Raw genomic sequence first — 24,875 nt, 5'->3', positions numbered from 1 at the left:
ATGGACCTGATCTTCTGGCGCCATGCGGAAGCCGATGACTGGACCGAGGGCTGCGACGACATGCAGCGCTCGCTCACCGCGCGCGGCGAGAAGCAGGCCAAGCGCATGGCCAGCTGGCTCGACCGCCAGCTGCCCGACGGCACGCGCATCATCAGCAGCCCCGCGCGGCGCTGCGAGCAGACCGCGCTGGCGCTCGGGCGCAAGTACAAGCTGCGCAGCGAACTGGCACCCGACACCACCGCCGATGCGCTGCTGGCCTCCGCCGGCTGGCCCAACGGCAAGTCGGTGGTGCTGATGATCGGCCACCAGCCTTCGCTGGGGCAGGCGATCTCGCTGCTGCTGGGCCTGAAGCAGGACAGCTGCCCGGTGCGCAAGGGCGCGCTGTGGTGGATCCGCACGCGCGAGCGCGATGGCGACGTGCAGACCGTCGTGGTGACGGTGCAGTCGCCCGAACTGCTCTGAACCTGTTCGAGGCCGCGCCGCTCAGGCCGGCTGCAGCTCGAAGTGGAAGACCTTCGAGATGATCTGCCAGCGCCCGTCCACCCGCACCAGGGTCAGCAGGTCGGTGAAGTGCTTCGGCGCGATCGCGCATTCGACGCGTGCGAAGGCGGTCACCGGCCCCGCGAACTCGATCGCCACGATGCGGCCGGTGCGCGGCTCGCCCTTGCTGGCGGGCGAGGGGCGCTTGTCGACGATCGGGAAGTAGCTGGCCATGTCCAGCGTGTAGAGCGGGCCTTCGGTCGCGGTGGCATAGAGCGCCGCGGGGTGGAAGACCTCGCGCAGGATCGCGGTGTCGCTGCGGTGCAGGCCCTCGAAGTAGCGGCCGAGCAGCTCGACGATGGCGTCGTAGGGGGCGGGGGCGTGATCGGTGTTCATGACAGCTTCCTCTCTCTTCGTGCGATGTGGATGACAACGGTCACGATGCTATTGATGCAGCGGATGCGCGTAAATGGGCGATGATTCACTTCATTGATTACACCGAGGAATAGGTGGTCACCATGGCCCTGCGCTTCGACAACGTGATGCTGGGCAGCATCGAGCTGCTGTGCCTGACGGCCGAGCATGAAGGCTTCACCGCCGCGGCCAACGCGGCCGGCGTGACGCCCGCGGCGGTGAGCCGCTCGATCGCGCGGCTCGAGGCGCGGCTGGGCGTGCAGCTGTTCTCGCGCACCACGCGGCAGGTGCGGCTGACCGATGCCGGGCGCGATTACGTGGCGCAGTGCCGCCAGGCGCTGGCGCAGCTCTCGGAGGCCGAGCGCGAGCTCGCGGGCCAGCAGCGCGTGCCCGCGGGCACGGTGCGCATCAGCCTGCCGACCTCGTACGGCCATTGCCGCGTGCTGCCGCTGCTGCCCGCGTTCCGCGCGCTGTACCCCGAGGTGTCGCTCGACATCCAGCTGAGCAACCGCAACGTCGACTTCGCCGCGGGCGGCTTCGACCTCGCGGTGCGTGGCCGCACGCCACCCGACTCGGGGCTGGTCGCGCGCCGGCTCGAGGACGCCGCGCTGGTGGTGGTGGCCGCGCCGTCCTACCTGGCGTCGCGGCCGGCGCCGCGCGCGCTGGCCGACCTGGCGGCGCACGAGTGCATCCAGTTCACGCTGCCGAGCACGGGGCAGCCGGTGCCCTGGCTGTTGCACGGCGAGGGCGGCGTTTTCGAACATGCGACGCAGGGCGGCATCCGCTATTCGGAAGACATCCTCGGCGGCGTGACCCTGGCGCGCGCGGGCGCGGGCCTCTTGCAGACCTATCGCTTCATCGTCGAGGAAGACCTGGCGCGCGGCGCGCTGGTCGAGCTGTTGCCGGACTTCGCGGGCGCGTCGCGCCCGTTCTCGCTGATCCATCCCGCGCACCGCCACATGCCGCGGCGGGTCCGGGTGTTCATCGACTTCCTGCTCGAGCGGCTCAGCAGCCCGCCAGGTCCACGCGCCAGGTACTGATCTTCTGCCAGGCCAGCACCTCCTCGCGCAGCAAGTGGGCCGATTGCGGGAAGGCCTCGGCCCAGTCGGGCGCGCAGGCGATCGAGAAGGTGCGGGTGCCGAGGGTCGACAGGTGCAGCGCATCGGGCGCGGGATCGCGGCGCGCGTGGCACAGGATCAGCGCCAGCCGCAGCGCCAGCAGCTGCGTCACGAAGGTCTCGTCGTCGAGCGAGCCCTCGAGCTTGCGCAGCTTGCCGCGCTGGCCCAGCACCAGCTGGGCGAGGGTGTGCAGCTCGTTGACCGCGAAGCCGGGGGCGTCGGTGTTGTCGAGGATGTAGGCGCCATGCTTGTGATAGTCGCTGTGCGAGACCAGCGCGCCGATCTCGTGCAGTTGCGCGGCCCAGCCGAGCTTGCGCAGCGCACGGCCGGCGCGGCTGGTGGTGCTGCCGCCGCGCGCGGCCGGCGCCAGCTGCACGAACAGGGCGGCGGCGGTGTCGCCCACGCGCCGGGCCTGGGCCGGGTCGACCGCGAAGCGGTTGGCGAGCCGCGCGACCGTGGTGGTGCGCATGTCGGCCACGCTCTCGTCGCGTTCCAGCAGTTCGTAGAGCACGCCGTGGCGCAGGGCGCCCTGCGCCACCTTCATCTCCTCGATGCCCAGCAGGTCGAACACCGCGCGCAGCACGCTGAGGCCGCCGCCGATGACCGCCTTGCGGTCCTCGCGCATGCCCTCGATGCGCAGCTTGTCGGCGCCGCCGGCCTTGAGCAGCCGGTCGAGCAGCCAGTCCAGGCCCTCGCGCTTGACCACCCCGGGCTCTCCGCCGGCCGCGGCCAGCACGTCGCCGACCGCGCCGATCGTGCCCGAGGCGCCATAGGCCACGTCCCACTGGTCGCGCGTGTAGCTGCCGAGCGCGTCGTCGAGCACCGCCTTGGCCGCGACCTCGGCGGCGCGGAAGGCGGCGGCGGTGAACTGGCCCTCGGGGAAGTGCTTCATCGACCAGGCGACGCTGCCGACGCGGTACGACTCCATCAGCTCGGCCTCGAGGGCGCGGCCGATGATCATTTCGGTGGAGCGCCCGCCGATGTCGATCACGAGCCGGCGTTCGCGGTCCGAGGCGTCGTTGTGGGGCAGCATGTGCGCCACGCCCTGGTAGATCAGGCGGGCTTCCTCGCGCCCCGGGATCACGTCGATGCCGAAACCCAGGATGGTGCGCGCGCGCAGCAGGAATTCCTCGCGGTTGCGCGCCTCGCGCAGCGTCTGGGTGGCGACGGCCCGCACCTGCGAACGCTTGAAGCCGGCCAGCCGCTCGCCGAAGCGGGCGAGGGCGTCCCAGCCGCGCTGCATGGCTTCGGGCGTGAGGTTGCGCGCGCTGTCCAGGCCGTTGCCCTGGCGCACGGTCTCTTTCAGGTATTCGGTGCGGTGGATCTGACCGTGATCGACTTGACCGATTTCGAGCCGGAAGCTGTTGGAGCCTAGATCGACCGCTGCGAGGCGGGTGCCATTTTGCATGTTGGAGTAGAGAAGGCGGGGGCCTGGTTCGAAGGTCCTGGAAGAGTAACGCCACCTTCCCGACCGACGCCGCAGCGAGGGCTAGAGGCTAGATCGGGTGCATGACGGTTGTGTGACAGCGTCACAGAGCCGGAGGGCTCCACGACGCCATTTTCCCTCGACAGGAGGGTGTCACATCGATGTCACACAAGCTTTCTAGAGTCCGTCGCAAGCCCGAAAGGGGACTACTTCTTACTTCTAAAGGAAGCTTCATGCAAACGACGTTCAAATTTGCAACCGCCGGCCTCGTCGCCGCGGTTTTCGCTCTCCCCGCGTTCGCCCAGGACGTGACCGGTGCCGGTGCCAGCTTCCCGGCCCCGCTGTATGCCAAGTGGGCTTCGGACTTCAACAAGGCCACCGGCGTCAAGATCAACTACCAGTCGGTCGGTTCGGGTGCCGGCCTGAAGCAGATCGAAGCCAAGACCGTCGACTTCGGCGCGTCGGACGCTCCCCTGAAGGACGACGAACTCCAGGCCAAGGGCCTGATGCAGTTCCCCACCGTCATCGGCGGCGTGATCCCGGTCGTGAACATCCAGGGCATCAAGCCCGGCGAACTCAAGCTCAGCGGCCAGGTGCTGGGCGACATCTACCTCGGCAAGATCACGAAGTGGAACGACCCCGCGATCAAGGCCCTGAACGGTTCGCTGAACCTGCCCGACGCTGCCATCGCCCCGGTTCGCCGCGCCGACGGTTCGGGCACCAGCTTCCTGTTCACCAACTACCTGTCGAAGGTCAACGCCGAGTGGAAGAGCAAGGTCGGCGAAGGCACGGCCGTGAACTGGCCCACCGGCGCGGGCGGCAAGGGCAATGAAGGCGTCGCCGCCTTCGTGGGCCGCCTGCCGAACTCGATCGGCTACGTGGAGTACGCGTACGTCAAGCAGAACAAGATGACCTACGCCCAGATGCAGAACGCCGCTGGCAACTTCGTCTCGCCCGACGACACCGCCTTCAAGGCCGCCGCCGCCGGTGCCGACTGGAACAAGAGCTTCTATCAAGTGCTGACGAACCAGTCGGACAAGGGTGCATGGCCGATCACCGGCGCCACCTTCATCCTGCTGCACAAGACGCAGGACAAGCCGGCCAATGCCACCACCGTGCTGAAGTTCTTCGACTGGGCCTACAAGAGCGGCGACAAGACGGCCGACGAACTGGACTACGTGCCGATGCCCGACGCCGTGAAGGCCACGATCGCCAAGGCCTGGGGTGAAGTCAAGGACGCATCGGGCAAGCCCGTCGCCTTCAAGTAAGCCTTCTTCTCCCTGATCAGAAAAAGAAAACACGGCGCGCCATGAGCAGCAATCCGCTCGATGGCGCGCCGCTTTCGTCATTGCCGGAGCGACCTGTGTCATCCACTTTCCCCGCCGCTGCCACCACGCTCGACCTTTCCGCCGAGCAGGGCCGTACCACCGCACCGCCGCCGATGAAGGCGTCGCGCTCCGGCCCCATGGTCGATCGCCTGTTCGGCTGGGCCGCCAAGGGCGCCGCGCTGCTGACGCTCGCGATGCTGATCGGCATCCTGCTGTCGCTGATCGCCGGCGCCTGGCCCGCCATCACCAAGTACGGCCTCGGCTTCCTCACGAGCAGCGTGTGGGACCCGGTCCAGAACGAATACGGCGGCCTCGTGATGATCTACGGCACGCTGGCCACCTCGGCCATCGCCCTGGTGATCGCGGTGCCCGTGAGCTTCGGCATCGCGCTCTTCCTCACCGAACTTTCGCCCGGCTGGCTCAAGCGCCCGCTGGGTACCGCCATCGAACTGCTGGCCGCCGTGCCCTCGATCGTCTACGGCATGTGGGGCCTGCTGGTGTTCGGCCCGATCCTGTCGACCTGGGTCCAGCAACCGCTGCAGAAGCTGCTGGCCGGCGTGCCCTACCTCGGCGCCCTGGTGTCCGGCCCCCCCGTGGGCATCGGCATTCTGTCGGCCGGCATCATCCTCGCGATCATGATCATCCCGTTCATCGCCTCGGTGATGCGCGACGTGTTCGAGGTCACGCCTCCGCTGCTCAAGGAATCGGCCTACGGCCTCGGTTCCACCACCTGGGAGGTCGTCTCCAAGGTCGTGCTGCCCTACACCAAGGCCGGCGTCGTCGGCGGCATCATGCTCGGCCTGGGCCGCGCGCTCGGCGAGACCATGGCCGTCACCTTCGTGATCGGCAACATGAACCAGCTGAACTCGCTCTCGGTGTTCGAGGCGGCCAACAGCATCACCTCGGCGCTCGCCAACGAGTTCGCCGAAGCCGGCGCCGGCCTGCACCAGGCCGCGCTGATGTACCTGGGCCTCGTGCTGTTCTTCATCACCTTCGTCGTGCTGTCGCTGTCGAAGCTGCTGCTGGCGCAAATGAAGAAGAGCGAAGGAAAGAAGTCGTGAGCACAAGCCAATCCCTCATCAACGCCAAGACCCTGGCCGAAACCCGCCAGGCCCGGTTCGCCTCGCGCAACCGCGTCAACAAGATCGCCCTCACGCTGTCGCTCGCCGCGATGGTGTTCGGCGTGTTCTGGCTCGTCTGGATCCTCTGGGAAACCCTGCGCCTCGGTATCGGCGGCCTGTCGGTCGCGGCCTTCACCGAGATGACCCCGCCGCCGAACGAAGCGGGCGGCATCCTGAACGCCATCTTCGGCTCCTTCGTGATGGTGCTGCTGGCGACCTTCGTCGGCACGCCGATCGGCATCATGGCCGGCATCTACCTGGCCGAATACAACCCGAAGGGCATGCTGTCCTCGGTCACGCGCTTCGTCAACGACATCCTGCTGTCGGCGCCGTCGATCGTGATCGGCCTGTTCGTCTACGCGGTGGTCGTGGCCTACTTCAAGCAGTTCTCGGGCCTGGCCGGCGCGCTGTCGCTCGCGCTGATCGTGATCCCGGTCGTGATCCGCACCACCGAGAACATGCTGCAGCTGGTGCCGCCGGGACTGCGCGAAGCCGCCTACGCCCTCGGCACGCCGAAGTGGAAGGTGATCCTGAGCATCACGCTGCGCGCCGCGCGCGCCGGCGTCGTGACCGGCGTGCTGCTGGCCGTGGCCCGCATCGCCGGCGAGACCGCGCCGCTGCTGTTCACCGCGCTCAACAACCAGTTCTGGACCGCCGACGTGACCCAGCCGATGGCCAGCCTGCCGGTGACCATCTTCAAGTTCGCGATGAGCCCGTACGAGAACTGGCAGCAGCTGGCCTGGGCCGGCGTGTTCCTGATCACCATCGCGGTGCTCGCCCTCAACATCCTGGCGCGGGTCCTGACGCGCACCAAGCACTGAAGCCGGGACGGCTTCCACCGCAACCCGCACAGAACGAACAAGAGAAACGCAACATGGCACCCATCACCGCTCCCACCGTCGCATCGCCCGCGAAGATCTCGGTCAAGAACCTGAACTTCTACTACGGCAAGTTCCACGCGCTCAAGGGCATCAACCTCGAGATCCCCGAGAACAAGGTCACGGCCTTCATCGGCCCCTCGGGCTGCGGCAAGTCGACGCTGCTGCGCACCTTCAACCGCATGTTCGAGCTCTATCCCGAGCAGCGCGCCGAGGGCGCCATCGAGCTCGACGGCGAGAACCTGCTGACCAGCAAGCAGGACGTGGCGCTGATCCGCGCCAAGGTCGGCATGGTGTTCCAGAAGCCGACGCCTTTCCCGATGTCGATCTACGACAACATCGCCTTCGGCGTGAAGCTGTTCGAGAACCTCTCGGCCAGCGAGATGGACGACCGCGTCGAATGGGCGTTGAAGAAGGCGGCCCTGTGGACCGAGGTGCGCGACAAGCTGCAGCAAAGCGGCTCGGGCCTCTCCGGCGGCCAGCAGCAGCGCCTGTGCATCGCGCGCGGCATCGCGATCAAGCCCGAAGTGCTGCTGCTCGACGAACCCTGCTCGGCCCTGGACCCGATCTCGACCGCCAAGATCGAGGAACTGATCGCCGAGCTGAAGAACGAATACACGGTGGTCATCGTGACCCACAACATGCAGCAGGCCGCGCGTTGCAGCGACTACACCGCCTACATGTACCTGGGCGACCTGATCGAGTTCGGCGCCACCGAGCAGATGTTCTTCAAGCCGCAGCGCAAGGAGACCGAGGACTACATCACCGGCCGCTTCGGCTGATGCAACAACGGATGCAAAGAGGACGACACCATGACTGAAAAACACCTCTCCAGCCAGTTCGACAGCGAACTCAACGGCGTCTCGTCGCGCGTGATGGAACTCGGCGGCATGGTCGAGTCGCAGATCCACCAGGCGATCTATGCGCTGCTGCAGTTCGATTCGGACGCGGCCGACCGCGTGATGGAAACCGAGCACCGCGTGAACGCGATGGAGATCGAGATCGACCGCGAGCTGTCGTCGATCATCGCGCGCCGCCAGCCGACCGCGCGCGACCTGCGCCTGCTGATCGCGATCTCCAAGACCACCGCCAACCTCGAGCGCGTGGGCGACGAGGCCAACAAGATCGCGCGCATGGTCAAGTCGATCATCGAGAGCGGCGCCTCGCGCGTGCTGCCGACCACCGAGCTGCGCATCGCGGCCGACCTGGCCTCGAACCTGCTGCGCACCGCGCTCGACGCCTTCGCGCGCCTCGATACCGCCGCGGCGCTGTCGATCCTCAAGGACGACGACCTGATCGACAAGGAGTTCGACGGCTTCGTGCGCAAGCTGGTCACCTACATGATGGAAGACCCGCGCACCATCTCCGCCAGCCTCGACCTGCTGTTCCTGGCCAAGGCCATCGAGCGTATCGGCGACCACGCCAAGAACATCGCCGAGTTCATCATCTACATCGTCAAGGGTGCCGATGTGCGGCACACTTCGATGCAGGAAATCGAGTCGGCGCTGCAGTAACGACACCAGTACGACTGCGGCAAGACTCCCAAGAAAGCATGAAAAAACCCCGAGTCCTGATCGTCGAAGACGAGTCCTCGATCGCCGAGCTGATCGCCGTCAACCTCCGCCACAACGGCTTCGAGCCGATCTGGTCGGAGGATGGCGCGGCGGCCCAGCGCGAGATCGATGCCTTCCTGCCGGACCTGATCCTGCTCGACTGGATGCTGCCGGGCCAGAGCGGCCTGCAGCTCGCGCGCCAATGGCGCAAGGACCCCCGTACCAAGGCCGTCCCGATCCTGATGCTGACCGCGCGCGGCGACGAGCCCGACAAGGTGGCCGGCCTCGACGCGGGCGCCGACGACTACATCACCAAGCCTTTCTCCACCCAGGAAATGCTCGCGCGCATCCGCGCCGTGCTGCGCCGCCGCGCGCCCGAGGTGGTGACCGAGCGCGTCGAGATCGGCGAGCTGGCCCTCGACACCGCCACCCACCGCGTGACCTGGCAGGGCAATGCGCTGAAGGTCGGCCCGACCGAGTTCAAGCTGCTGGCCTACCTGATGCAGCACGCCGAGCGCGTCCACAGCCGGGCCCAGCTGCTCGACAAGGTGTGGGGCGACCACGTCTACATCGAGGAGCGCACGGTCGACGTGCACGTCAAGCGCCTGCGCGAATCGCTGGGCGCGGCCTCGCCGATGGTCGAGACGGTGCGCGGTGCCGGCTACCGCCTGACGGCCCAAGCCACCGTTTGACCGCCGTGAGCGTCTCCGCCCGCGGGCGCGGATAATCGCCCGCCATGCCGTTTCGCATCGCTACCTTTTTAATAGCGTCTCTCCTAGGCGGAGTGGGCGTTACAGCCTTTTTCGGCTGGAAGCTCGGCTGGCTCGGCGCCTGGGTCGGCGCGGTGGTCTGGCTGGGCTTCGATGCCTGGCGCGCCAAGCGGCTGCTGCTGATCCTGCGCAACGACGCGGTGGGCTTGCCCAGCCGCGGCGTCGGCATGTGGGGCGAGCTGGCCGAACGCATCCGCAAGCTGCTGCGCGACCGCGAGCAGCAGATCCGCCAGGCCGACGACCGGCTGCAGGAATTCCTCGCCGCGATCCAGGCCTCGCCCAACGGCGTGGTGCTGCTCGACGAGCAGGGCCGCATCGAGTGGTGCAACCAGACCGCGGCGGCGCAGTTCGGCATCGATGCCGAGCGCGACCTGCTGCAGCACCTGGCCAACCTCGTGCGCGATCCGGCCTTCGTGGCCTACCTGGCATCGTGGAACTACAGCCGCGACGTCGTCATCGACGGCCATGGCCTGGGCACGCAGCGCAGCCACCCGGTGCGGCTGTCGGTGCAGGTGCATCCCTACGCGGGCAACCGCCGCATGCTGCTCACGCGCGACATCACCGCGCTCGAGCAGGCCGAGGCGATGCGGCGCGACTTCGTGGCCAACGTCTCGCACGAGATCCGCACGCCGCTCACGGTGCTCGCGGGCTTCGTCGAGACGCTGCAGAACCTGCCGCTCGACGCCGACGAGCGCGCGCGCTACCTCGGCCTGATGGGCCAGCAGTCGCACCGCATGGAGACGCTGGTCAACGACCTGCTGACCCTGTCGCGCCTCGAGGGCAGCGCCGCCCCCGGCGGCACGCAGTGGACGCGCATCCGCGCCTTGCTCGCGCAGTGCGAGGACGAAGGCCGCGGCCTGTCGGGGCGGCTCTCGCCGCAGCTGGGCCACAAGCTGTCGTTCGCCATCGATGCCGATTCCGAGGTGTCGGGCGCGGCCACCGAGCTGCAGAGCGCGATGTCGAACCTGCTGAGCAACGCGATCCGCTACACGCCCGGTGGCGGCGAGGTGGCGGTGAGCTGGCGGCTGTTGCCCGACGGTCGCGGCGAGTACGCGGTGAAGGACACCGGCCCGGGCATCGCGGCCGAGCACATCCCGCGCCTGACCGAGCGCTTCTACCGTATCGACCGCAGCCGTTCGCGCGAGACCGGCGGCACCGGGCTCGGGCTGGCGATCGTCAAGCACATCGCCCAGCGCCATGGCGCCGAGCTGCGCATCGAGAGCACGGTGGGCAAGGGCTCGCGCTTCGCGCTGGTGTTCCCGGCCACGCGCGTGCGCGAGGCGCGGGTGATGGCGCGGCAGCCGGCCTGAACGGCCGCGGCGCTTTCGCAGTTCAGCCGATCAGCCGCGCACGCGGTGCGCCATGGTCCAGCGCAGCAGCGCGCCGAACAGCAGGGCCGTGACCGTCAGCGCGGCGGCGCCCATGATCCAGAACGCCAGCGGCGACTGCATGGCCGGCCAGGGGCCGAGCCCGCGGTAGGCCAGCAGGTAGCTGCCGCCCAGGCCCACGGCCCACAGCAGCGTGCAGTAGATCGCCAGCGGCGCGAGCGTGACCCGGTAGCAGCGCAGCACGAACACGCACAGGGTCTGCAGCGCGTCGGCGAAGTGGTAGAGCGCGACCACCAGCAGCAGCGCGCCCGCGAGCGCGATCACGGCCGGCTTGTCCGAATACACGGCCGCGAGCTGGAAGCGCAGCCCTCCCATGGCGAGCGCGAACAGCAGCGCGCACAGCACCGTCAGCTCGAAGCCGGTGCGGCAGGCGCGCCGCGCCAGCGCCGGATCGCCGGCGCCGAGCCAGAAGCTCACGCGCGCGCTGGTCGCGATCGCGAGCGACAGCGGCACCATGTAGGCCACGGCCAGCAGGTTGGCGGCGATCTGGTGCGCCGCGGCCGCGGTGGTGCCCAGGCGCGCGATGAACAGCGCCATCAGCGTGAACGAAGTGACCTCCACCAGCACCGCGAGGCCGGCCGGCACGCCCAGGCGAGCGAACTGGCCGATCTGCGCCCAGTCGGGCTTCTCGATCGGCTGCCAGAGCCGGTAGCCGCGGTAGAACGGGCTGGCGCGCAGCAGCCACACGGCGCAGCCCAGCATCGCCCAGTTGACGGCCAGCGTGGCCCAGCCGCAGCCGACCAGGCCCATCGCCGGCAGCCCCGCGCCGCCGAAGGTGAACCAGACCGACAGCGGCAGCTTGATCGCCAGCGAGGCGAGCTGCAGCCAGGTCACGAGCTGTGGCTTGCCCAGGCCCTGGCTCAGGGTGCTGAACAGGCGGAACAGCAGCGCGGGCGCGAGCCCGAAGGCCAGCACCGCGAGGTAGGCCTCGACTTCGCCGCGCATCGCGGGCGGCACTTGCGTCCATTGCAGCGCCGGCCCCGGCAGCAGCAGCAGCGCCATGCCCACCACGATCGCCAGCCCCGCGAGGTAGAGCGACTGCCGCACCGAGCGGCCCACCTCGGCGCCGCGGCCGCCGCCGTGCAGCTCCGCCCAGACCGGCAGCAGGGCCTGCAGCACGCCCATGAGCGAGACGTAGACGCTGACGAAGATGGCGGCGCCGACCGAGAGGGCCGCCAGCGCGTCCTCGGAATAGCGGCCGGCCACGATGGTGTCGGTCACGCCGAAGGCCATCACGGCGAGCTGGCCGACCAGCACCGTGCCCGCGTGGCGGGCGATAAGACCGCGTTCGCCCCTCACCGCGGCGCGATCTTCTCGTACAGCAGCAGGTCGTCGGAGGGACTGCTGGGGCGGCGCAGGGTCCCCGCGAAGCGCCATTGGTCGAGCGAGATGATGGTGTGCAGCCGCTCGATGGTCTCGGGGCCCACCAGCAGCCACGGGCAGTCGGTGCCCAGCAGCAGCGGCTGCAGGTCGAAGCGGCCGTGGTACTGCAGCGCCGCGATGTGGGCACGGCTCAACGCGAGCTCTGCCACGCACTTGGGATGGCCCACGCGCTCGGTCACGGCGCGCACCTGCGGCGCATAGCTGCGCGCGTAGTCGATCGGCGGCAGCCACAGCGTCATCAGCAGCATCCAGCACAGCGCGGTGCCGCCGGCCGGCAGCACCAGCGTCTTCCAGAGCGCCGCGCGGTGGCGCCCGGTGCGCCAGCGCACCAGCCAGCACCAGGCGATGGTGGCGGCAAGCGCGAGCACGAAGGCGATGGGCGAGAACTCGGGCACGAAACCCGGCACCAGCCGTGCCACGCTGGCCGCGGGCTTGGGCGGGTAGCCGGTCTGCATCGCGATCCAGTAGATCCAGCCCAGCAGCGCGAGGCCGCTGAAGAAGAGCAGGGTGAACCAGTCGACCAGCGCCGCCACGCTGCGCCGGAAGGTCGGCAGCGCGAAGGCCGCGAGCGTGGCCATCGCGGGCAGCGCCAGCATCAGCGAGCGGTCGGAGTAGTCGGTGGTCCAGGTGGCGGCCAGCGGCACCAGCGCGAACCAGAACGGCAGCGCCACGTGGCGCGCCGCGAGTTGCCGGCGCCAGCGCCACAGCGTCCACAGCGCGAGCGGCCAGGCCGGCCAGGTGAACCACAGCAGCAGCCGGGCCTGGCTGCGGATGTCGCCCATGATCGAGGTGCCTGGATGAGCGCCGGGCAGGTCGATCTTCCATTGCAGCAGGCCGAGGCCGATCGCGAGCGCAGCGGCCAGCAGCGTCACGCCGGCCATGGTGAGCAGCGCGCCGCGCGTGTAGCCCGGGCCTTCGTCCTCGCCCATGCCCGACCAGCCGGTGCTCGCGGGCTCGGCGGCGCGGCGCATGCGGCGGCGCTCGTAGGCGATGAACAGCACGCTGCCCGTGGCCAGCGCCAGGCCGACGGTGGGGCCACCGCTGAGCGTCATGCCCAGCGTGCCGACCACCAGTGCGATGACCGGCCCGGCGCGCCGGTAGGGCAGGGCCGCCACGCCGTAGAACAGGTGCGAGGCGAAGTAGAGCTGCGCCAGCGCGGGCGTGGTTTCATGGCCGAGCTGGGCCAGGCCCAGGCAGGCGATCAGCGCGAGCAGGGCGCCGTCGGCCATGGCGCGCGCGTAGTCGGTCGGCCGCGCCTCGCCGCCGAAGGCGAAGGCCACGGGCTGGGCACGCGCGGTGCGGGCCAGGTAGTAGACCGCGTACCAGGTCGCGGTGAAGGTGCCCCAGAGCAGCAGCGCGAACACGATGCGTACCGCGAAGTCGGGATGCAGCCAGGCGGGTGCGATCTTGATCGCCAGCGCGCCGATCCAGTACGGCACCAGCGCGGGCGTTTCGGGCGCGATGCCCAGCAGGCGAGGATCGAACCAGCGCGCCAGGCCCTCGGTGCTGCGCGCCAGCTCGGCCATGTAGCCGAAGGCCGTGATGTCGGCGCTCTTCCAGGGTCCCCGGCCGACCAGCCCCGGCAGCAGGTAGGCGGCGCACAGCAGCAGCAGCGCGATGCGCGGCAGCCGGCGCACGGCATTCTGGGCAACGATCGCGGGCGTGGGCTGGTTCAAAGGGCGATGGGCGACGGCGGGTGGGGGAAACAAAAAGGGCAGCGCGGTAAACCGGGCTGCCCTCGACGCCAGGCCTGAGCCTGGGTGCGTGCCTTACTTGGAGGCAGCGGCGCCGGTCGTCTTGCCGAAGCGGTTGCGGAACTTCTCGACGCGACCGCCCATGTTGTCGACCGACTTCTGGGTGCCGGTGTAGAACGGGTGCGATTCGCTGGTGGTGTCCAGCTTGAACAGGGGCAGCTCGCGGCCGTCGTCCGCCTTGGCGGTTTCCTTCGTGTTCACGCAGGAACGGGTCACGAACTTGAAGCCGTTCGACATGTCGACGAACAGGACATCGCGGTAATTCGGGTGGATGCCTTCTTTTGCCATGGTGTTTCCTTGGGGGGTCGATGCGAGAGCCACTGGCGGGCAGGACGCCGGCCGCACTTTTCGCGAAGCCGCCGATTATCGCATACTGGGCCGATGGCGGCCAGTTCGGCCCGTCCCCCTGCGAAACCAGCCCTCCCATGACCTCCCCAACCCTGCGCGCCGGCCTAGTCGGCTACGGCTTTGCCGGCCAGACCTTCCATGCCCCCGTGCTGTCGGCCGTGCCCGGCCTCGAACTGGCGGCCGTGGCCAGTTCCCAGCCGCACAAGGTGCATGTCGACTGGCCCGGCGTGGCCGTGGTGCCAGACACGGCGGCGCTGGTCGCGCGGCAGGACATCGACCTCGTCGTAGTGGCCACGCCGAACGCCCAGCACCATCCCGTCGCGAAGGCGGCGCTGCTGGCCGGCAAGCACGTGGTGGTCGACAAGCCCTTCACGCTCGACGCCGCCGAGGCGCGCGAACTCCAGGCGTTGTCCGAGCGCAACAAACTGGTGCTCGCGGTCTACCAGAACCGTCGTTTCGACGCCGATTTCCTGACCCTGAAAGAACTGCTGGCCAGCGGCGAGCTGGGCCGCCCGGTCTATGTCGAATCGCATTTCGACCGCTACCGGCCCGAGGTGCGCGAGCGCTGGCGCGAGCAGAAGGTGCCGGGCGCGGGCATCTGGGTCGACCTGGGCGCGCACCTGGTCGACCAGGCGGTACAGCTGTTCGGCATGCCCGACACCCTGCAGCTCGACACCGCCGTGCTGCGCGATGGCGCCCAGGTCGAGGACTACTTCCATGCGGTGCTGCGCTACGAGTCGGGGCCGCATGCGCCGCTGCGTGTGGTGCTGCACTCGACCACGCTCGCGGCCCATGCCGCGCCGCGCTATCTCGTGCACGGCACGCGCGGCAGCTACGTCAAGCACGGCGTCGATCCGCAGGAGGACGCGCTGCGCGCCGGCCAGCGGCCGCCGAGGACGGGGTGGGGCGTCGATCCGCTCGATGGCGAGCTCGTGCTGCCTGCTGCCGACGGCACGGTGGCGAAGCGCGCCTGGCCCACGCGCGCGGGCGACTACGTCGCGTACTACGCGGCCGTGCGCGACGCGATCCTCGGCCAGGGGCCGAATCCGGTGCCGCCCGAGCAGGCGGTGGCGCTGATGGAACTGCTCGATCTCGGCCGGCACAGCGCCGAGGAAGGCCGCGCGCTGCCCGTCGCGCGCCCATGAAAAAAGCGCGCTGCATCGCAAGATGCAGCGCGCTTTTTGGGAGGCGAGCTTCGGTCGAAGACCGGCTCAACCCCCGCGACGCATCATGTCGAAGAACTCGACATTGGTCTTCGTCGCCTTCATGTTCTTGAGCATCAGCTCCATCGACTCGATCTCGTCCATGTTGTACATGAGCTGACGCAGGATGCGGGTCTTCTGCAGGATCTCGGGCGCGAGCAGCAGCTCCTCGCGGCGCGTGCCGCTGCGGTTGAGCTGGATCGAGGGGAACACGCGCTTCTCGTAGAGGCGGCGGTCGAGGTGGATTTCGGAGTTGCCGGTGCCCTTGAACTCTTCGAAGATCACTTCGTCCATGCGGCTGCCGGTGTCGATTAGCGCGGTGCCGATGATGGTCAGCGAGCCGCCTTCCTCGACGTTGCGAGCGGCACCCAGGAAGCGCTTGGGACGCTGCAGTGCGTTGGCGTCGACACCGCCGGTCAGCACCTTGCCCGACGAAGGCACGACGTTGTTGTAGGCGCGTGCGAGACGCGTGATCGAGTCGAGCAGGATCACCACGTCCTTCTTGAGCTCGACCAGGCGCTTCGCGCGCTCGATCACCATCTCGGCCACGTGCACGTGGCGCGCGGCGGGCTCGTCGAAGGTGGAGGCGATGACCTCGCCCTTCACCGTGCGCTGCATTTCGGTCACTTCTTCGGGGCGCTCGTCGACGAGCAGCACCATCATGTGGACCTCGGGGTAGTTGGCGCTGATCGCGTGCGCGATGTGCTGCATCATCACCGTCTTGCCGCTCTTGGGCGGTGCCACGAGCAGGGCGCGCTGGCCCTTGCCGATGGGCGCGATGATGTCGATCACGCGGCCGGTGATGTTCTCTTCGCCCTTGATGCCGTCGCGCTCGAGGCGCATCTGTTCCTTGGGGAACAGCGGCGTCAGGTTCTCGAACATCACCTTGTGCTTGTTCTGCTCGGGCGGTCCGCCGTTGACGGCGTCGAGCTTGGTCAGCGCGAAGTACCGTTCGCCGTCCTTCGGAATGCGCACCTCGCCCTCGATCATGTCGCCGGTGTGCAGGTTGAAGCGGCGCACCTGGCTTGGGCTGATGTAGATGTCGTCGGTGCTGGCGGTGAAGCTGGTGTCCGGGCTGCGCAGGAAGCCGAAGCCGTCGGGCAGGATTTCGAGCACACCGTCGGCGAAGACCTGTTCGCCGGCCTTCGCGCGCTTCTTGATGATCGCGAACATCAGCTCCTGCTTGCGCATGCGGCCGACGTTTTCGATCTCAAGCGCTTCGGCCTGCTTGAGGACTTCAGACACGTGGAGTGCCTTGAGTTCGTTTAAGTGCATGGAACGACCCCTTGCGGGGGCAATCGAGGGGAAACGGAGAACAGGGGGGTGGTTCGATGTGAGGCGAGAACTGCCTCACTGACCGGGGAACTCGAACCGGCTACCTGAAAGGGCCGGCGATCTGCTGGTGATTATGACAGGAAAAACGCGCCGGCCAACGCGTTGCGCGCTGGCCGGTTTGAAAGCACTCAGGCGAGTTGCTGGTCGATGAAGGCGGTGAGCTGGGCCTTGCTCATGGCGCCGACCTTGGTGGCGGCGAGCTGGCCGTCCTTGAACAGCATCAGCGTGGGGATGCCGCGGATGCCGAACTTGGCGGGGATGTCGCGGTTCTCGTCGACGTTGAGCTTGGCGATCTGCAGCTTGCCTTCGTAGGCGCTCGACACTTCGTCGAGGATCGGGGCGATCATCTTGCAGGGGCCGCACCATTCGGCCCAGTAGTCGACCAGCACGGGCTGGCTGGACTTGAGCACGTCGGCTTCGAAGGAGGAATCGGAGATGTGTTTGATCAGCTCGCTGGCCATGATGGAGTCCTTGTGCGCGGGGAGTTTCGGTGCAGCTACAGTGCGGGTCATTGTGACAGAAACCAAGGGGTGACGTGGCATGCACGAAGGCTATGGCGCCGATAGCCAGAGCCCTCGTCGCGACCCGGCCCCGCTACGAAATCCCCCGCGACAGAACATGAACGAAGGCCATCCCGTCCAGGCCCTGTGGTGCGACCCTGCCGATGGTGTGGTCGCGCGCATCGTGCGCGTGCTCGCCGAACGCCAGGCCCATGCGGCGCGCACGATGGTGCTGGTGCCCTATGCGCAGCTCATGGGCGTGGCGCAGGCCATGTGGGCGCGCAGCGGCTCGCCGGGCTTCGTGCCGCGCTTCGAGACCACGCGCAACTGGGCGCGCAGCGCGGGTGGCTTCGTTCCTTCGGGCTACGACATCGCCTTCGACATGGCGCGCGACCTCGTGACCGCGCAGGGCCTGCTCTCGCAGACCGGCTTCGGCGCCGAACGCTTCGCGCTCGCGGGCCGCGTGGTCGAGCTGGCCTACCAGCTCGCGCCGCTCGCGGCCGCGGTCGCGCCCGAAGAACGCGGCAGCGCCTGGGCCGAGCGCGCCGCCAGCGTGGCCGATGCGGGCAGCGAATCGGAGTGGTTCCGCATCGAGAGCGCGCTGATCCGCATCGCGGTCGCCTGGGCCGCGAACGCGAGCTATGCCACCGACGTGCTGCTGCGCGAGCCCGCGCGCGCGCAGATCGACGTGCTGATCGTGCTCGAGGGCTTCCAGACCGATCCCTTGACGCAGACCCTGTGCGGCCTGTGGGGCGAGCGCGCCGTGCGCCTGTCGCTGGTGCCCGCCATCGCGCCGCGCGGACAGTCCGCGGCCCATGTCGCGATCGATCCCGAGGACGAGGCCGAACTCGCCGCGGCCTGCGCGCTGCGCCACCTGGCCGAGGGCCGCAGCCCGGTCGCGCTGGTCGCTACCGACCGCGCGCTCACGCGCCGCATCGGCGCGCGGCTCAAGGGGCAGGGCGTCACGGCGCAGGACGAGACCGGCTGGAAGCTCTCGACCACGCGCGCGGCCGCCATGCTGATGAGCGCGCTGCGCGCCTGCGCGCACGACGCCGGCAGCGACCAGGTGCTCGACTGGCTCAAGAGCGGCAACGACGGCGATGCGCTCGCGGTGCAGGGACTCGAGTCGAGATTGCGGCGCGAAGGCGTGCGCGACTGGTCGGCCTGGTGCGCGCAGGCCGCGCGCAGCGAGAAGCCGCAGGACGTCGCGCTGATGCCCTTCACGAACGAGATCGAGGCCCGCCGCGCGCCGATGGCGCGTGCGCGCCCGCTCGCCGAATGGCTGGTCGCATTGCGCGCGCTGCTCGAGGCGGCCGGCCAATGGGAGCCGCTCGAGGCCGACCTCGCGGGCGGCAAGGTGATCTCGGCACTGTGGCTCGATGCCGGCGCGCATGGCGACGACGAGGCTTTCCCGGGCGGGCGCCACACGCTGTCCGAATTCACGGCCTGGGTGCGCGACGTGCTCGAGGACGCGAGCTTCGTGCCGCCCGTCAATGGCGAGATACCGCAGGTGATCGTGCTGCCCTTGCACCAGCTGCTGGGCCGGGCCTTCGGCGCGATCGTGATCCCGGGCTGTGACGACCGCCGCCTGCCCGCGTCGCCCGAGCCGCCCGGCAACTGGAGCGCCGCGCAGCGGCTCGAGCTCGGCCTGCCTTCGCGCGAGGCGCTCGAGGCGGCGCAGCGCGCGGCCTGGAACGCGGCCCTGTGCAATCCCTGGTGCGAACTGCTGTGGCGCGGTGCCGATGCCAGCGGCGAGCCCGTGCGGCCCAGCCCGCTGGTGCAGGGCCTCGAGCTCGACCATGCGCTCGCCTTCACCGACGATCCGCGCACGCGGCGCGATGTGCCCGTGCGTCCCACCCTCTATCCAACGCCCTCGGGCGCGCTGCTGCCGCTGCGCAACGTGTCGACCAGCGTCTACGAGGACCTGCGCCGCTGTCCCTACCGCTTCTTCGCGCTGCGCCAGCTCGGCCTGCGCAGCGCCGACGAGCTCGATGCCGAGGTCGACAAGCGCGACTTCGGCAACTGGCTGCATGCGGTGCTCGGCCATTTCCACGAGACGCTGCGGCAGACGCCCACGCGCGACGCCGGCGAGCGCCTGCGCTTCATCGAGGACGCGGCCGTGCGCGCCACGCGCGAGTACGGCCTGTCGGACGCCGAGTTCCTGCCCTTCGCCGCGGCCTGGCCCGCGGTGCGCGACGGCTACCTCGACTGGCTCGCGGGCCACGAGGCCGCGGGCGCGGTCTTCGTCGAGTCCGAACCCTGGAAGGAACAGCCGCTGGGCGCGCTGCAACTGGTGGGCCGGCTCGACCGCATCGACCGCATGCCCGACGGCCAGCCCTTCGTGATCGACTACAAGACCGAGTCCTCGGCCGTGACCAAGGAGCGCGTGAAGGAGCCGACCGAGGACACGCAGCTCGCGTTCTATGCCGCGCTGGTGGCCGACGACACGCTGCGCGCGGCCTACGTCAACGTGGGCGAGAAGTCCTCGGGCACGCAGACGGTGGAGCAGCCGGTGGTGGTGCAGGCGCGCGATGCGCTGGTGGCCGGCATCCTCGACGACTTCCGGCGCATCGCCGAAGGCACGCCGCTGCCGCCGCTGGGCGAGGGCACGGTGTGCGAGCACTGCACCGCGCGCGGCCTGTGCCGCAAGGATTTCTGGAGCGACGACGCCGGCGCCGCCGTGCTGCAGGGGAGCACGCCATGAACGGTGCCGCCTACGAACACAACGGCCAGCGCGTGCCGCGCGAGGCCTTCTACACCGTCGCCTGCGATCCGCGGCGCTCGGTGGCGGTCGAGGCCTGCGCGGGCGCGGGCAAGACCTGGATGCTGGTGTCGCGCATCGTGCGCGCGCTGCTCGACGACGGCGCCAACGCCTGCCAGCCGCACGAGATCCTCGCCATCACCTTCACCAAGAAGGCCGCCGGCGAGATGCGCGAGCGGCTCGACCAGTGGCTCGAGGCCTTCGCCGAGCGCGAGCCCGAGGAACTGGTCAAGGAACTCGTGATGCGCGGCATGCCGCCGGCCGAGGCGCTGGCCGCCGCGCCGCGCCTGAAAGGCCTGTACCGGCACCTGCTCGAGGGCGGCCGGCCGGTGCAGTTCCGCACCTTCCACGCCTGGTTCGCGGGCCTGCTGCGCAATGCGCCGCTGGCGGTGCTGCGCGAGCTCGGCCTGCCGTCGAACTACGAGCTGCTCGAGGACGATGCCGAGGCGCGCTCGCGCACCTGGCGCCCCTTCTTCGAGGCCGTGACCGCCGACCCCGATGCGCTGGCCGACTACTACGCGGTGGTCGCCACCTACGGGCGCTCGCAGACCGCCAAGGCGCTCGGCGAGGCGCTCACGCGGCGCGTGGAGTTCTCGCTCGCCGAACCGGCCGAGGCGGTGCGGCATTTCGCCGACCTGCACCCGGCGCTGGCCGGCTTCGACACGCCGACCGACGCGCTGCGCGGCGAGGCCGTGCGCCGGCGCTGGCTCGACCGTGCCGCCGCGCTCGGCCGCGAGACCAACAAGACGCCGCAGAAGGCGGCCGAGGCCGTCATCGACATCTTCGGCACCGGCGAGCCGGCCGAGTCCGCGTTGCCCTCGGCGCTCGCGCTGCTGCGCAAGAGCTTCTTCGTCGCGACCGAGGACCGGCTCAACAAGAACCTGCAGAAGTACCCGGCCGCGCAGGAGGCCGAGGCCGAGCTGCAACTGCTGTGCGCCGCGCAGGCCCAGCATGCGGCCTGGCTCTACCAGCAGCGCATGACGCGGCTCACGCGCCTGCTCATCGATGCCTTCGCGGGCGTCAAGCGCGCCCATGGCTGGGTCGACATGAACGACGTCGAGCAGGCGGCGCAACTGCTGCTGGGCCAGTCGGCGCTCTCGGGCTGGGTGCAGGAGCGGCTCGATGCGCGCATCGCGCACCTCCTGATCGACGAGTTCCAGGACACCAATCCGCTGCAGTGGCAGGCGCTCTATGGCTGGCTCAGCGCCTACGTGGGCGCGGGCAGCAGCGCGCCGCGCGTGTTCGTCGTGGGCGACCCGAAGCAGAGCATCTACCGCTTTCGCCGCGCCGAGCCGCAGGTGTTCATCGCCGCGAAGAAGTTCGTGCGCGAGGGCCTGGGCGGCGAGCTGCTCAACTGCGACCACACGCACCGCAATGCGCGCGCCGTCGTGGGGCTGGTCAACCAGGCCATGCTGGCCGCGCAGGAGGCCGGCGAGTTCGACGGCTTCCGTGCCCACACCACCGAGCGCAGCGACGAGGGCGCGCTGCTGAAGCTGCCGGCCAGCGAGCGCGATGCCGCCGAGGCCGCGGCCGATGCGGCGCCGGCCGACGACGGCATGCTGCACTGGCGCGACAGCCTGGTCACGCCGCGCGTGCTGCCCGAGGAGCAGTTGCTGCAGAAGGAGTGCGAGCAGGCCGCGCGCTGGATCGCGCAACTGATCGCCGACGGCACGCCGCCGCGCCAGATCATGGTGCTGTCGCGCCGCCGCAGCCGGCTCGCCGCGATGCAGGAGGCGCTGCGCCAGCGCCACATCCCGGTGCAGCAGCCCGAGAAGAACGAGCTGCACGACGCGCCCGAGGTGCAGGACATGGTGGCGCTGATCGATGCGCTGGTCTCGCCCGCGCACGATCTCTCGCTGGCGCGCGCGCTCAAGTCGCCGCTGTTCGGCATCGGCGACGACGACCTGGTGCAACTGGCGCTGCGCCAGCGCGCGCTGCCGGGCTGGAGCTGGTTCCGGTTGCTGCAGACCGGCGAGGACCTGCCGGCCGTGCTGGCCGAGGCCGCGCCGCGTCTCAAGCGCTGGCAGCGCTGGTTGGCCACGCTGCCGCCGCACGACGCACTCGACGCGGTCTTCCACGACGGCGACGTGCTCGCGAAGTTCGGCGCGGCCGTGCCCGCCGCGCTGCGCCAGGGCGCGCTGGCCAATCTGCGCGGCCTCCTGGCCGCGTCGCTCGACATCGACGGCGCGCGTTTCGTCACGCCCTATGCGCTGGTGCGCGCGCTGCGCGCCGGCGGCGTGCGCGCCCCGTCGGTGGCCGCGCCCGAGGCGGTGCAGTTGCTGACGGTGCACGGCGCCAAGGGCCTCGAGGCCGACACCGTGCTGATGCTCGACTGCGACGCGCCGCCGCCGCGCGCCCAGACCATGGGCGTGCTGGTCGAGTGGAAGGGCGGCGACCGCGTGCCGACGCGCTTCGTCTTCCTCGCGAGCGAGAAGACGCCGCCGGCCTGCGCGGCATCGCTGCTGCTCGACGAGCAGCGCGCGCGCCACCGCGAGGAACTCAACGGCCTCTATGTCGCGACCACCCGCGCCCGTGCGCGGCTGGTGCTGTCGTCGGTGCGCCCCGCGCGCGCCAACGAGGGCAGCTGGTGGGCGCGGCTGGCCGAGGCCTGCGAGACCGTAGCTGCCGACGAGCCGCTGGTGGCCCCGCTGGCGGCGCAGGCGCAGGCCGTGTTCGCGATCCACGAGCTGCCGGTGTTTGCTTCCGCGACGCCGCCGGTGCCCGTCGCGCGCAAGGAAAAGGCGGCCACCCTCGATGCGCGCGCCGCGGCTTTCGGCCAGGCGATGCACCGGCTGCTCGAATGGTCGGTGCCCGGCGAGCCCTTGGCCGCGGCCCATGTGCGCGCGGCGGCGCAGGAGTTCCTGCTCGACGCGCAGCAGGCGCGCGGCGCCGCGGCGCTGGCCGCGCGCATCCGCGCCGGCGCGGGCGCCTGGGCCTGGGACCTCGAGGCCATCGACTGGCACGGCAACGAGGTCACGCTGGTGCACGAAGGCGACACGCTGCGCATCGACCGGCTGGTGCGCGAGCGCGCCAGCGGCACCTGGTGGATCCTCGACTACAAATCGGCCGCAAGGCCCGAGCGCGATGCCGCGCTCATCGCACAGATGCGGCGCTACCGCGCGGCCGTGCAGCAGGCCCATCCCGGTGCCACGGTACGCGCCGCGTTCCTGACCGGGCAGGGCGAACTGGTGAACCTCGAATGACTTCTTCTCCCACCGTCGCCGTGATCGGCGGCGGCCCCGCCGGCCTGATGGCGGCGGAAATCCTCTCCGCGGCCGGTGCGAAGGTGCACCTCTACGACGCCATGCCCTCGGTGGGGCGCAAGTTCCTGCTCGCGGGGCGCGGCGGGCTCAACCTCACGCACTCCGAGCCCTTCGAGGCCTTCGTGGGCCGCTTCGGCGAACGCCGCGCCGAGCTCGAGCCGATGCTCGCGGCCTTCGGTCCCGCGCAACTGCGCGAATGGGCCGCGGGCCTGGGCATCGAGACCTTCGTCGGCAGCTCGGGCCGCGTGTTCCCCACCGACATGAAGGCCGCGCCGCTGCTGCGCGCCTGGCTGCACCGGCTGCGCGAGGCCGGCGTGCAGTTCCACATGCGGCACCGCTGGACCGGCGATGCCGCGGTCTCGCCCGGCGTGCTGCGCTTCGACACGCCCGCGGGCGAGGTCGAGGCCTCGGCCGATGCGGTGGTGCTCGCGCTCGGCGGCGCGAGCTGGGCGCGGCTCGGTTCCGATGGTGCCTGGGCGCCGCGGCTGCAGGCGCAGGGCGTGGCGGTGGCCGCTTTGCAGCCCGCCAACTGCGGTTTCGACAGCAGCGGCTGGAGCGCGCATTTCTCGGAGCGCTTCGCGGGCCAGCCCTTCAAGTCGGTGGCCGTGTCGTTCACCGACAGCCGCGGCCGTCATTTCGCGCGCAAGGGCGAGTTCGTCGCCACGGCGGGCGGCATCGAGGGCAGCCTCGTCTATGCCGTCTCGGCCCTGCTGCGCGACGAGATCGCCGCCAACGGCAGCGCCACGCTGCTGCTCGACCTGCTGCCCGACCGCAGCGCCGAGCAGGTGCTGGCCGCGGTCAGGCATCCGCGCGGCGCGCGTTCGCTCGGCAGCCACCTCAAGAGCCGGCTCGGCCTCGAAGGCATCAAGGCCGGCGTGCTTTACGAGGTGCTGAGCCGCGAGGCGATGCACGATCCGCTGCAGCTCGCGCAGGCGATCAAGGCCGTGCCGTTGCGGCTGCTGGCCGCGCGCCCGATCGACGAGGCGATCAGCACCGCGGGCGGCGTGCGCTTCGAGGCGCTCGATGCGCAGCTGATGGCCAGCGCGCTGCCCGGCGTGTTCGTGGCGGGGGAGATGCTCGACTGGGAGGCGCCGACCGGCGGCTACCTGCTCACGGCCTCGATGGCCAGCGGCGTCGCGGCCGCGCGTGGCGTGCTCGCGCGGCTGGGACTGTCGTGAGGCTTTGGATTTTTTGGCGCGGCTCCCGTTCCGGGGTGGAACGAGAGCGCTGAAGAAGTTGACGAGCCTTACCGCCGCCCTCGAATCCCATATGGTCAATGAAATCAATGACTTACAGGGCCTGAGCTACGGCTAGGTTCTACAGTTTGGTTGCACAGCCGCGACCATCGTAGCAGGGCGGCCAAAGGAGCGGGGAGGGAGGCGGTTTCGGTGTCGAGATGATCTCGGAAGCGAGACCATTTGCAGCGTATCGAGGGCGAGGACAGTGCTGTTTCTCGCTTCAAAATCAACTCTATCACAGCGCTTTTCTAGGCGTGATTCCGCGTATATCGGCGGGCTGTTTTCCTGGCGATCATTCGGCCGCTCACGGCATCTTGACGTGTTCCCGAAACCTCCTCTGAAAGCACTTCATGGCATTTGACTCGCAGCCCGAAAACTTCATTCTCAAAGCCGACCTCAACCCCCATGGAGCCGTTCTGCTGGCGGGCGCCGTGCGTGCCTTTCAGCACGACGACCGCGAATGGTGGAGCGCGTTGCTCATTCCATGTGAGGAGACCTTTCGAGTCGTGGAGTCCTGCGGTGGCCCGGACGGAGAAGCCTGTGAGTCCGGTGAGGTGACATGTTGGTTTCTGCTGCTTGTGCGTGAGGAGCAGAGGCACGGTTGAGGCGTGGAAG

At 69.6% G+C, this 24,875-nt stretch carries 21 protein-coding genes; 14 read left to right on the top strand and 7 right to left on the bottom strand.

Annotated features, from left to right (window positions below; translation table 11 throughout):
* Window positions 1–462, top strand: a complete 462-nt coding sequence (locus ACEN9J_RS07855; RefSeq protein ID WP_057594239.1) for a SixA phosphatase family protein — start codon at window positions 1–3, stop codon at window positions 460–462.
* Between the two features lie 21 nt (window positions 463–483).
* Here the strand turns inward: ACEN9J_RS07855 and ACEN9J_RS07850 are convergent, their stop codons facing one another.
* A complete protein-coding gene (locus ACEN9J_RS07850) occupies window positions 484–876 on the bottom strand; it encodes a nuclear transport factor 2 family protein (protein WP_057594232.1) in 393 nt (130 codons plus the stop codon).
* Between the two features lie 122 nt (window positions 877–998).
* Between ACEN9J_RS07850 and ACEN9J_RS07845 the strand changes: the two genes are divergently transcribed.
* Window positions 999–1,934, top strand: coding sequence for a LysR family transcriptional regulator (locus ACEN9J_RS07845; RefSeq protein WP_413763749.1), 936 nt, complete (start codon window positions 999–1,001; stop codon window positions 1,932–1,934).
* Here ACEN9J_RS07845 and ACEN9J_RS07840 read toward each other — a convergent pair.
* Complete coding sequence (locus ACEN9J_RS07840) at window positions 1,900–3,420, bottom strand: Ppx/GppA phosphatase family protein (protein WP_261213901.1); 1,521 nt, start codon at window positions 3,418–3,420, stop codon at window positions 1,900–1,902. The genes ACEN9J_RS07845 and ACEN9J_RS07840 overlap by 35 nt on opposite strands.
* A gap of 251 nt (window positions 3,421–3,671) precedes the next feature.
* Here ACEN9J_RS07840 and pstS point away from each other — a divergent pair, with 251 nt between their 5' ends.
* From pstS to phoR, 7 genes are read left to right on the top strand one after another with little or no spacing between them, the layout of a single operon-like run.
* Window positions 3,672–4,706: a phosphate ABC transporter substrate-binding protein PstS gene (pstS, locus tag ACEN9J_RS07835; RefSeq protein ID WP_413763748.1), complete on the top strand. Its 1,035-nt coding sequence runs from the start codon at window positions 3,672–3,674 to the stop codon at window positions 4,704–4,706.
* A 41-nt stretch (window positions 4,707–4,747) separates the two neighbouring features.
* The gene (gene pstC / locus ACEN9J_RS07830) at window positions 4,748–5,827 is read left to right on the top strand and encodes a phosphate ABC transporter permease subunit PstC (protein ID WP_172705571.1); all 1,080 of its coding nucleotides are present in this window, start codon (window positions 4,748–4,750) and stop codon (window positions 5,825–5,827) included.
* Window positions 5,824–6,708, top strand: coding sequence for a phosphate ABC transporter permease PstA (gene pstA, locus ACEN9J_RS07825; protein ID WP_082321777.1), 885 nt, complete (start codon window positions 5,824–5,826; stop codon window positions 6,706–6,708). The genes pstC and pstA overlap by 4 nt, the downstream gene beginning before the upstream one ends.
* A 53-nt stretch (window positions 6,709–6,761) precedes the next feature.
* On the top strand, window positions 6,762–7,547 hold the full coding sequence (gene pstB / locus ACEN9J_RS07820; protein ID WP_057594227.1) for a phosphate ABC transporter ATP-binding protein PstB: 786 nt from the start codon (window positions 6,762–6,764) through the stop codon (window positions 7,545–7,547).
* Between the two features lie 30 nt (window positions 7,548–7,577).
* On the top strand, window positions 7,578–8,279 hold the full coding sequence (gene phoU / locus ACEN9J_RS07815; RefSeq protein WP_057594226.1) for a phosphate signaling complex protein PhoU: 702 nt from the start codon (window positions 7,578–7,580) through the stop codon (window positions 8,277–8,279).
* Between the two features lie 38 nt (window positions 8,280–8,317).
* Complete coding sequence (gene phoB, locus ACEN9J_RS07810) at window positions 8,318–9,010, top strand: phosphate regulon transcriptional regulator PhoB (protein WP_057594225.1); 693 nt, start codon at window positions 8,318–8,320, stop codon at window positions 9,008–9,010.
* 44 nt (window positions 9,011–9,054) lie between these two features.
* Window positions 9,055–10,398: a phosphate regulon sensor histidine kinase PhoR gene (gene phoR / locus ACEN9J_RS07805; RefSeq protein ID WP_261213897.1), complete on the top strand. Its 1,344-nt coding sequence runs from the start codon at window positions 9,055–9,057 to the stop codon at window positions 10,396–10,398.
* A 30-nt stretch (window positions 10,399–10,428) separates the two neighbouring features.
* On the opposite strand, the gene ACEN9J_RS07800 is transcribed toward phoR, so the two are convergent.
* From ACEN9J_RS07800 to ACEN9J_RS07790, 3 genes are all read right to left on the bottom strand, one after another.
* The gene (locus ACEN9J_RS07800) at window positions 10,429–11,775 is read right to left on the bottom strand and encodes an MATE family efflux transporter (RefSeq protein ID WP_057594223.1); all 1,347 of its coding nucleotides are present in this window, start codon (window positions 11,773–11,775) and stop codon (window positions 10,429–10,431) included.
* Window positions 11,772–13,535 carry a hypothetical protein gene (locus tag ACEN9J_RS07795; protein WP_057594222.1) on the bottom strand — a complete coding sequence of 588 codons (1,764 nt, stop codon included), beginning with the start codon at window positions 13,533–13,535 and terminating at the stop codon, window positions 11,772–11,774. The genes ACEN9J_RS07800 and ACEN9J_RS07795 overlap by 4 nt, the downstream gene beginning before the upstream one ends.
* 93 nt (window positions 13,536–13,628) lie before the next feature.
* A complete protein-coding gene (locus ACEN9J_RS07790; protein WP_057594221.1) occupies window positions 13,629–13,901 on the bottom strand; it encodes a type B 50S ribosomal protein L31 in 273 nt (90 codons plus the stop codon).
* Between the two features lie 137 nt (window positions 13,902–14,038).
* Between ACEN9J_RS07790 and ACEN9J_RS07785 the strand changes: the two genes are divergently transcribed.
* The gene (locus ACEN9J_RS07785) at window positions 14,039–15,106 is read left to right on the top strand and encodes an oxidoreductase (protein WP_413763747.1); all 1,068 of its coding nucleotides are present in this window, start codon (window positions 14,039–14,041) and stop codon (window positions 15,104–15,106) included.
* Between the two features lie 66 nt (window positions 15,107–15,172).
* Here ACEN9J_RS07785 and rho read toward each other — a convergent pair whose 3' ends face one another.
* Both rho and trxA read right to left on the bottom strand, forming a co-directional pair.
* A complete protein-coding gene (gene rho, locus ACEN9J_RS07780) occupies window positions 15,173–16,438 on the bottom strand; it encodes a transcription termination factor Rho (RefSeq protein ID WP_057594219.1) in 1,266 nt (421 codons plus the stop codon).
* Between the two features lie 188 nt (window positions 16,439–16,626).
* Window positions 16,627–16,959 (bottom strand): thioredoxin TrxA, encoded by a 333-nt coding sequence (trxA, locus tag ACEN9J_RS07775; protein ID WP_057594218.1) that lies wholly within the window; start codon window positions 16,957–16,959, stop codon window positions 16,627–16,629.
* A gap of 157 nt (window positions 16,960–17,116) precedes the next feature.
* Between trxA and ACEN9J_RS07770 the strand changes: the two genes are divergently transcribed.
* The 4 genes from ACEN9J_RS07770 (at window position 17,117) to ACEN9J_RS07755 (ending at window position 24,865) form a co-directional block, all read left to right on the top strand.
* Window positions 17,117–19,702, top strand: coding sequence for a PD-(D/E)XK nuclease family protein (locus ACEN9J_RS07770; protein ID WP_413763746.1), 2,586 nt, complete (start codon window positions 17,117–17,119; stop codon window positions 19,700–19,702).
* Complete coding sequence (locus ACEN9J_RS07765) at window positions 19,699–22,962, top strand: UvrD-helicase domain-containing protein (protein WP_413763745.1); 3,264 nt, start codon at window positions 19,699–19,701, stop codon at window positions 22,960–22,962. Before ACEN9J_RS07770 ends, ACEN9J_RS07765 begins: the two co-directional genes overlap by 4 nt.
* Window positions 22,959–24,200, top strand: coding sequence for a TIGR03862 family flavoprotein (locus ACEN9J_RS07760; protein ID WP_413763744.1), 1,242 nt, complete (start codon window positions 22,959–22,961; stop codon window positions 24,198–24,200). Before ACEN9J_RS07765 ends, ACEN9J_RS07760 begins: the two co-directional genes overlap by 4 nt.
* A gap of 410 nt (window positions 24,201–24,610) precedes the next feature.
* Entirely contained in the window at window positions 24,611–24,865 is a 255-nt protein-coding gene (locus tag ACEN9J_RS07755; protein ID WP_413763743.1) for a hypothetical protein, read from the top strand.
* Window positions 24,866–24,875: the final 10 nt, after the last annotated feature.

It is taken from the genome of Variovorax sp. Varisp41 (assembly GCF_047325085.1).
In the GTDB taxonomy this organism is placed as follows: Bacteria; Pseudomonadota; Gammaproteobacteria; order Burkholderiales; family Burkholderiaceae_C; genus Variovorax.
The sequence above is the reverse complement of the archived record's forward strand: the minus strand, read 5'-3'. Positions and strand labels throughout refer to the sequence as shown.

Bases quoted from the DNA above. Each gene is read 5' to 3' on its own strand.
- ACEN9J_RS07855 (WP_057594239.1), top strand. From the start codon at position 1: ATGGACCTGATCTTCTGGCGCCATGCGGAAGCCGATGACTGGACCGAG.
- ACEN9J_RS07850 (WP_057594232.1), bottom strand. From the start codon at position 876: ATGAACACCGATCACGCCCCCGCCCCCTACGACGCCATCGTCGAGCTG.
- ACEN9J_RS07845 (WP_413763749.1), top strand. From the start codon at position 999: ATGGCCCTGCGCTTCGACAACGTGATGCTGGGCAGCATCGAGCTGCTG.
- ACEN9J_RS07840 (WP_261213901.1), bottom strand. From the start codon at position 3,420: ATGCAAAATGGCACCCGCCTCGCAGCGGTCGATCTAGGCTCCAACAGC.
- pstS (WP_413763748.1), top strand. From the start codon at position 3,672: ATGCAAACGACGTTCAAATTTGCAACCGCCGGCCTCGTCGCCGCGGTT.
- pstC (WP_172705571.1), top strand. From the start codon at position 4,748: ATGAGCAGCAATCCGCTCGATGGCGCGCCGCTTTCGTCATTGCCGGAG.
- pstB (WP_057594227.1), top strand. From the start codon at position 6,762: ATGGCACCCATCACCGCTCCCACCGTCGCATCGCCCGCGAAGATCTCG.
- phoU (WP_057594226.1), top strand. From the start codon at position 7,578: ATGACTGAAAAACACCTCTCCAGCCAGTTCGACAGCGAACTCAACGGC.
- phoB (WP_057594225.1), top strand. From the start codon at position 8,318: ATGAAAAAACCCCGAGTCCTGATCGTCGAAGACGAGTCCTCGATCGCC.
- phoR (WP_261213897.1), top strand. From the start codon at position 9,055: ATGCCGTTTCGCATCGCTACCTTTTTAATAGCGTCTCTCCTAGGCGGA.
- ACEN9J_RS07790 (WP_057594221.1), bottom strand. From the start codon at position 13,901: ATGGCAAAAGAAGGCATCCACCCGAATTACCGCGATGTCCTGTTCGTC.
- ACEN9J_RS07785 (WP_413763747.1), top strand. From the start codon at position 14,039: ATGACCTCCCCAACCCTGCGCGCCGGCCTAGTCGGCTACGGCTTTGCC.
- rho (WP_057594219.1), bottom strand. From the start codon at position 16,438: ATGCACTTAAACGAACTCAAGGCACTCCACGTGTCTGAAGTCCTCAAG.
- trxA (WP_057594218.1), bottom strand. From the start codon at position 16,959: ATGGCCAGCGAGCTGATCAAACACATCTCCGATTCCTCCTTCGAAGCC.
- ACEN9J_RS07770 (WP_413763746.1), top strand. From the start codon at position 17,117: ATGAACGAAGGCCATCCCGTCCAGGCCCTGTGGTGCGACCCTGCCGAT.
- ACEN9J_RS07765 (WP_413763745.1), top strand. From the start codon at position 19,699: ATGAACGGTGCCGCCTACGAACACAACGGCCAGCGCGTGCCGCGCGAG.
- ACEN9J_RS07760 (WP_413763744.1), top strand. From the start codon at position 22,959: ATGACTTCTTCTCCCACCGTCGCCGTGATCGGCGGCGGCCCCGCCGGC.
- ACEN9J_RS07755 (WP_413763743.1), top strand. From the start codon at position 24,611: ATGGCATTTGACTCGCAGCCCGAAAACTTCATTCTCAAAGCCGACCTC.